Annotated in this window: 4 protein-coding genes; 2 read left to right on the top strand and 2 right to left on the bottom strand. The window is 75.6% G+C overall.

Annotated features, from left to right (window positions below; genetic code table 11):
- A partial coding sequence (locus E1200_RS35305) for a GTP-binding protein (RefSeq protein ID WP_131955732.1) occupies window positions 1–1357 on the bottom strand: 1357 nt, incomplete at its 3' end.
- Between the two features lie 209 nt (window positions 1358–1566).
- Complete coding sequence (locus tag E1200_RS30760; RefSeq protein WP_131955730.1) at window positions 1567–2061, bottom strand: MarR family transcriptional regulator; 495 nt, start codon at window positions 2059–2061, stop codon at window positions 1567–1569.
- A gap of 90 nt (window positions 2062–2151) precedes the next feature.
- On the opposite strand from E1200_RS30760, the gene E1200_RS30755 reads away from it, so the two are divergent.
- Together E1200_RS30755 and E1200_RS30750 are read left to right on the top strand one after the other, a co-directional pair.
- Window positions 2152–3582, top strand: a complete 1431-nt coding sequence (locus E1200_RS30755) for an MFS transporter (protein WP_131955728.1) — start codon at window positions 2152–2154, stop codon at window positions 3580–3582.
- Window positions 3583–3728: 146 nt separating this feature from the next.
- The coding region (locus tag E1200_RS30750; protein WP_131955726.1) for a propionyl-CoA synthetase at window positions 3729–5589 on the top strand (1861 nt) is incomplete at its 3' end.

Below are 5589 nucleotides of genomic sequence, written 5' to 3'. Positions count from 1 at the left end.
GGGCCGGGGCGGGGGCGTAGACGCGGCCGGCCTCGACGCGCAGCGGCGGCCGCACGAGCGCCTCGACGAGCTGCCTCGACGGGAGGCCGAGCCGGAGCCGGACGGTCTCCAGCGGCAGGCCCGGGGCGCGCGGGCTCTCCGCGGCGTGCCGGGACGCCTCCTCGGTGAGCCGCTCGAACAGCGCGGACCAGTGCGCGGGGTCGGCGATCCACTCGCCGTCCGGCGCGACGGCGTCCGGTGGGGCGGCGCACCCCATGACCGACAGCTCGGACCTGCGGAGCACGCCGTGCCGGCGCAGGACGACCGCGCCGTCCGGCCGGTCGGGCCAGGACGCCAGCTCCCGGGCGCGGGCGGCGCCGGCGTCGCGGCGCACCAGCGTCGGGGGGCGCACGTCCAGGACGCTGACCCCGGCGATCGAGCGGCGCTCCGGGTCGCGCAGGATCCCGGTGTCGCCGAGGTGCAGGGCGAGCCGCGTGTTCAGGGTGAGGCGGGCGGTGTCGGGGCCGAGGGGCCGCAGCCGGACCGGGACGGCGGCCGAGCCGAGGTGCAGGGTCATCCGCCGCGCGAGCCGCCCGGACGCCTCGCCGAAGCGGGTGCGGACGTCGACGCTGGTGGTGTGGGTCCAGGCGCCGGGGGTGACCAGGGCCATGCCGGCCTCCACGCGGCCCGCGTCGCGCAGGGTCAGCACGACCCGCGAGACGCCGCCGACCGATTCGCACGGTTCCCCGGTGCGGCCGATCGTCCGGACGCGGACGCGTGCGCCGGCGGGCATGAGGAGCAGCTCGTCCCCGACGGCGACCGTCCCGGCGGGGAGGGTGCCGGTGACGACGGTCTGCCGCCCGGCGGTGAACGCGCGGTCGATCCACAGCCGCACGGGGGCGGCGGGGTCGGGGACGGGCAGCCGGCCGGCGAGCCGGTCGAGGGCGGCGGCGAGGGCGTCCAGCCCGGTGCCGGTGACGGCGCTGACCGCGACGGCCTCCACGCCGCGCAGCGCGGTCCCGGCGAGCCGCTCGCGGACCTGCCGCAGCGCGAGCTTGGGGTCGGCGGTGTCGGCCTTGGTGACGGCGACGACCCCGGCGCGGACGCCGAGCGCGCCGAGCGCCGCCAGGTGCTCCCGCGTCCCGGCCATCCAGCCCTCGTCGGCGGCGACGGCCAGCAGGACGGCGGGGGCCGGCGCGGCGCCCGCGATCATGGCCGGGACGGAGCGCTCGCCGCCGGGGGCGTCGACGAACGCCACCCGCCGCCCGGAGGGCAGCTCCGTCCAGGCGCCCGGTTCCCCGGGCGGCTTGCCGGTGAGGGCGCGCACGAGCGCCGACTTGCCGTGCCCACCGTGGCCGGCGGTGGTGACGACCTGCATTCAGGGTCCCTTCCGGGAAGGGACGCGGAGGGCCGCGCTGCGGCGGCCCGTGCGGGGGGCGTCATCGCGGGGGTTGTGCAGACGGAGGTCCACGGAAGGCAACCCTATGGAGGCCGGTGCCCGCGGCAAAACCCGGCCGTCCCCGCCGCGGCCTGCGATTTTCCCACTGAGCGCGGGTCCGCCACGAACAAGGAGGAATCGTCGGCGGTTCAGTCGCCGTCGGCGGCCGGCCCGGCGGCGGTCGCGGCGGAGTGCGCGGCGAAGTCGTCGACCATCCGGTTGACGAGACCGGCCAGCCGCTCGCGCTCGGCGGGCGACCACGCGGCGAGGGCCTCGCCGATCCAGCGCCGCCCGGACGCCCGGATGGACTCCACGGCCGCCCGCCCGGCACCGGTGAGCCCGACCCGCTGGCACCGGCGGTCGTCGGGGTCGGGCACCCGCTCGACGTACCCGGCCCGCTCCAGCCGCTGCAGCTGCCGGGTGACGTGCGGCGCCTCCACGGCCAGCCGGACGGCGAGCTCCCCGGGCCGCATCGGCCCCTCGTGCTCGGCGAGCGCGCGCAGCAGCGGGACGGCCGCGCGGTCGACCGGGACGCCCGCCGCGACCACGGTGCGGTCGTGCTGCCGGAACCGGGTGAGCAGGTGCGCGACCCGGCTGATCGCCCGCTCGATCTCCGCGATGTCCGGCGGAACGGGTGCTGACATGTCATCCAACCTACCGCTCTACTATTACTTAAGGTAAGTAACAGCACGCTGATCGGCCGGCCCACCGCCGACCGGCCGATGGAGGTTCGCATGACGGGCGCCCCCACCACGGCGCGCGAGGCGCCCGAGCGGTCCGCCGCGCGCCCCGGGCACACCGGGCGCACCCTGCTCGCCCTGGCGTTCGCCGGGATGAGCGTGGCGGTGCAGCAGACGCTCGTGCTGCCGATGCTGCCCCAGCTCATGGTCCTGTTCGACGCTCCGATCACCGATGTGACGTGGGTGTTCACCGCCTCGCTGCTGGCCGGCGCCGTCGCGACCCCGCTGCTGACGCGGTTCGGCGACATGTACGGCAAGAAGCGGATGGTCCTGCTGTCGCTGTCGCTGCTGATGGCCGGCTCGGTGATCTGCGCGCTGTCCGGCTCGCTGGTCGTGCTGATCGCCGGGCGGGCCCTGCAGGGCGTGTCGTCCGCGCTGATCCCGCTGGCCATCGGCATGATCCGGGACACGTTCCCGCGCGAGCGGGTGACCATGGCGATCGGCGTCGTCAGCGCGACCATGGGCGCCGGCGGCAGCGCCGGCATGATCGTGACCGGGCTGATCGCCGCCCGCACCGACAGCCACCGCCCGGTGTTCTGGGTCGCGGCCGCGATGGCCGCCGCCGGGCTGGCGCTGGTCGCGGCCGCGGCCCGCGACGTCGGCGTCCGCGCCGGCGGGCGGCCCGACTACCCGGGCGTCGCCGTGCTCGCGGTATGGCTGATCTGCCTGCTGCTCGGCATCAGCCAGGGCAACCTGTGGGGCTGGACGTCCGGCGGCGTCCTCGGCCTGTTCGCCGCGGCGGCCGTGCTGTGCGCCGTCTGGGTCGTGATCGAGAAGCGCGTCCGCGCGCCGCTCGTCCGGCTGAGCCTGCTCGTCGGCCCCCGGTCGCTGTCGGCCAACGTCGCGTCCGCGCTGCTCGGCTTCTCGATGTTCGCCGCGTTCACGCTGATCGCGGCCTTCGTGCAGGCGAGGCCCGAGGAGGTCGGGTACGGGCTGAGCGGCTCGGTCCTGGACGTCGGGCTCTACATGCTGCCGAGCACGGTCACGATGCTGGTCTTCTCCTCGCTGGCCGGGCGGATCGCCGCCCGGATCGGCCCCGCGTACACGCTCGCCATCGGGTCGCTGTTCGCGAGCCTGTGCTACGTGTGGCTGGCGGTGTCGAACTCGCACCCGTACGACATGATCGCCTTCAGTTCCATCCAGGGCGTCGGGTTCGGCATCGCCTACGCGGCGCTCGGCACGCTCGCCATCCAGCACGTCCCGATGGACCAGAGCGGCATCGCCAGCGGCATCAACTCGCTGGTGCGCACCGCGGGCGGCGCCATCGCCGGCGCGGTCACCGCGTCCATCCTGGCCGGGCGGGTCGTCGCGGGCACCGCGGTCCCCACCCTCGCCGCCTACGAGCTGTCCTTCTGGATCGTCGGCGCGGGCGCCGCGGTGGCCGCCGCCGTCGCCGTGGGGCACGGCCTGCGTCACCCCCGCTGACCGGGGGATTCCGCGCCGTCCCGGGCATATGCGGCGGCGGGGGGCCTTGACGAACGGGCCTCCGGCCATGCCCTATAGGGGTGGGCCCGAATCGCAGTCCGGGCCGGATCGCAGCCGGGCACGGGACCCGCAACCGGGAGGACGACATGGGCGCCTACGCGGCGGCGTACGAACGCAGCATCGCCGACCCGACCCGATTCTGGGGCCTGGCGGCGCGGGACGTGCGCTGGCTCGTCCCGCCGGACCGGGTGCTGGACGACGGGGCGCCCCCCTTCTACCGCTGGTTCACCGGCGGGGAGCTCAACACCTGCGACAACGCCCTGGACCGGCACGTCGAGGAGGGGCGCGGCGACCAGGCCGCGCTCATCTACGACAGCCCGGTGACCGGGGCGGTCCGGACCTACACCTACCGCGAGCTCACCGATCTCGTCGCGCGGTTCGCCGGGGCGCTGCGGGCGCAGGGCGTCGACCGCGGCGACCGGGTGGTCATCTACCTGCCGATGGTGCCCGAGGCCGTCATCGCGATGCTGGCGTGCGCGCGGCTCGGCGCGGTCCACTCGGTGGTGTTCGGCGGGTTCGCGGCGCGGGAGCTCGCCGTCCGCATCGACGACGCCCGGCCGAAGGCCGTCGTGTCGGCGTCCTGCGGCATCGAGGCCGGCCGGATCGTGCCCTACAAGCCGCTGCTGGACCAGGCGCTGGAGATGGCCCGCCACAAGGTCGACCGGTGCGTCATCCGGCAGCGCGAGCAGCTGCACGCCGACCTCGTCCGCCCGCGGGACGTGGAGTGGGACGAGGCCGTCGCCGCCGCGCGGCCCGCCGAGTGCGTGCCCGTCGCCGCGACCGACCCGCTGTACATCCTGTACACGTCCGGGACGACCGGGCGGCCCAAGGGCGTCGTGCGCGACAACGGCGGGCACGCGGTCGCGCTGCGCTGGTCCATGGAGAACGTGTTCGGGGTGGGGCCGGGCGACGTGTTCTGGGCCGCGTCCGACGTCGGGTGGGTCGTCGGGCACTCCTACATCGTCTACGCGCCGCTGCTCACCGGCTGCACGACCGTCCTGTACGAGGGCAAGCCCGTCGGCACCCCGGACGCGGGCGCGTTCTGGCGGGTCGCGGCGCAGCACCGGGTGAAGGCGCTGTTCGCCGCGCCGACCGCGATCCGCGCGGTCAAGAAGGAGGACCCCGAGGGCGCGCTGCTCGCGGGGCACGACCTGTCGGCGCTGGACACGCTGTTCCTCGCCGGGGAGCGGCTCGACCCCGACACCTACAGGTGGGCGGCGCGGGTGCTGGACCGGCCCGTCATCGACCACTGGTGGCAGACCGAGACCGGCTGGCCGATCGTGGCGAACCTGCGCGGGCTGGAGCCCATGCCCGTCAGGCCCGGGTCGCCGTCGGTGCCGGTCCCCGGGTACGACGTGCGGATCCTCGGGCCGGACGGCTCGCCGCTGCCGCCCGGCACGGACGGCGACATCGCGATCCGGCTGCCGCTGCCGCCCGGGACGCTGCCCACGCTCTGGCAGGACGACGAGCGGTTCGTCGAGTCCTACCTCACCAAGTTCCCCGGGCACTACCTGACCGGCGACGGCGGGCACATCGACGAGGACGGCTACGTGTGGGTGATGGGCCGCACCGACGACGTGATCAACGTCGCCGGGCACCGGCTGTCCACCGGCACGATGGAGGAGGTCATCGCCTCCCACCCGGCCGTCGCCGAGTGCGCGGTCATCGGCGTGCACGACGCCCTCAAGGGGCAGGTGCCGCGCGGGCTGGTGGTGCTCAAGAGCGGGGTCCTCGCCGAGCCGGACGAGCTGTGCCCCGAGCTGATCGCGATGGTGCGCGAGCAGGTGGGCCCGGTCGCCTCCCTCAAGGAGATCACCGTCGTGCCGGCGCTGCCGAAGACCCGGTCGGGCAAGATCCTGCGGGGGGTGATGCGGGGCATCGCCGACGGGCAGGAGGTCACCGTCCCGTCCACGATCGAGGACCCGGACGTCCTGGACACCCTGCGTC

The organism is Actinomadura sp. GC306 (genome assembly GCF_004348665.1).
Lineage (GTDB): Bacteria > Actinomycetota > Actinomycetes > Streptosporangiales > Streptosporangiaceae > Spirillospora.
The sequence above is the reverse complement of the archived record's forward strand: the minus strand, read 5'-3'. Positions and strand labels throughout refer to the sequence as shown.

Excerpts from the sequence above, each read along its gene's own strand:
- E1200_RS30760 (WP_131955730.1), bottom strand. The coding sequence starts at position 2,061 with ATGTCAGCACCCGTTCCGCCGGACATCGCGGAGATCGAGCGGGCGATC.
- E1200_RS30755 (WP_131955728.1), top strand. The coding sequence starts at position 2,152 with ATGACGGGCGCCCCCACCACGGCGCGCGAGGCGCCCGAGCGGTCCGCC.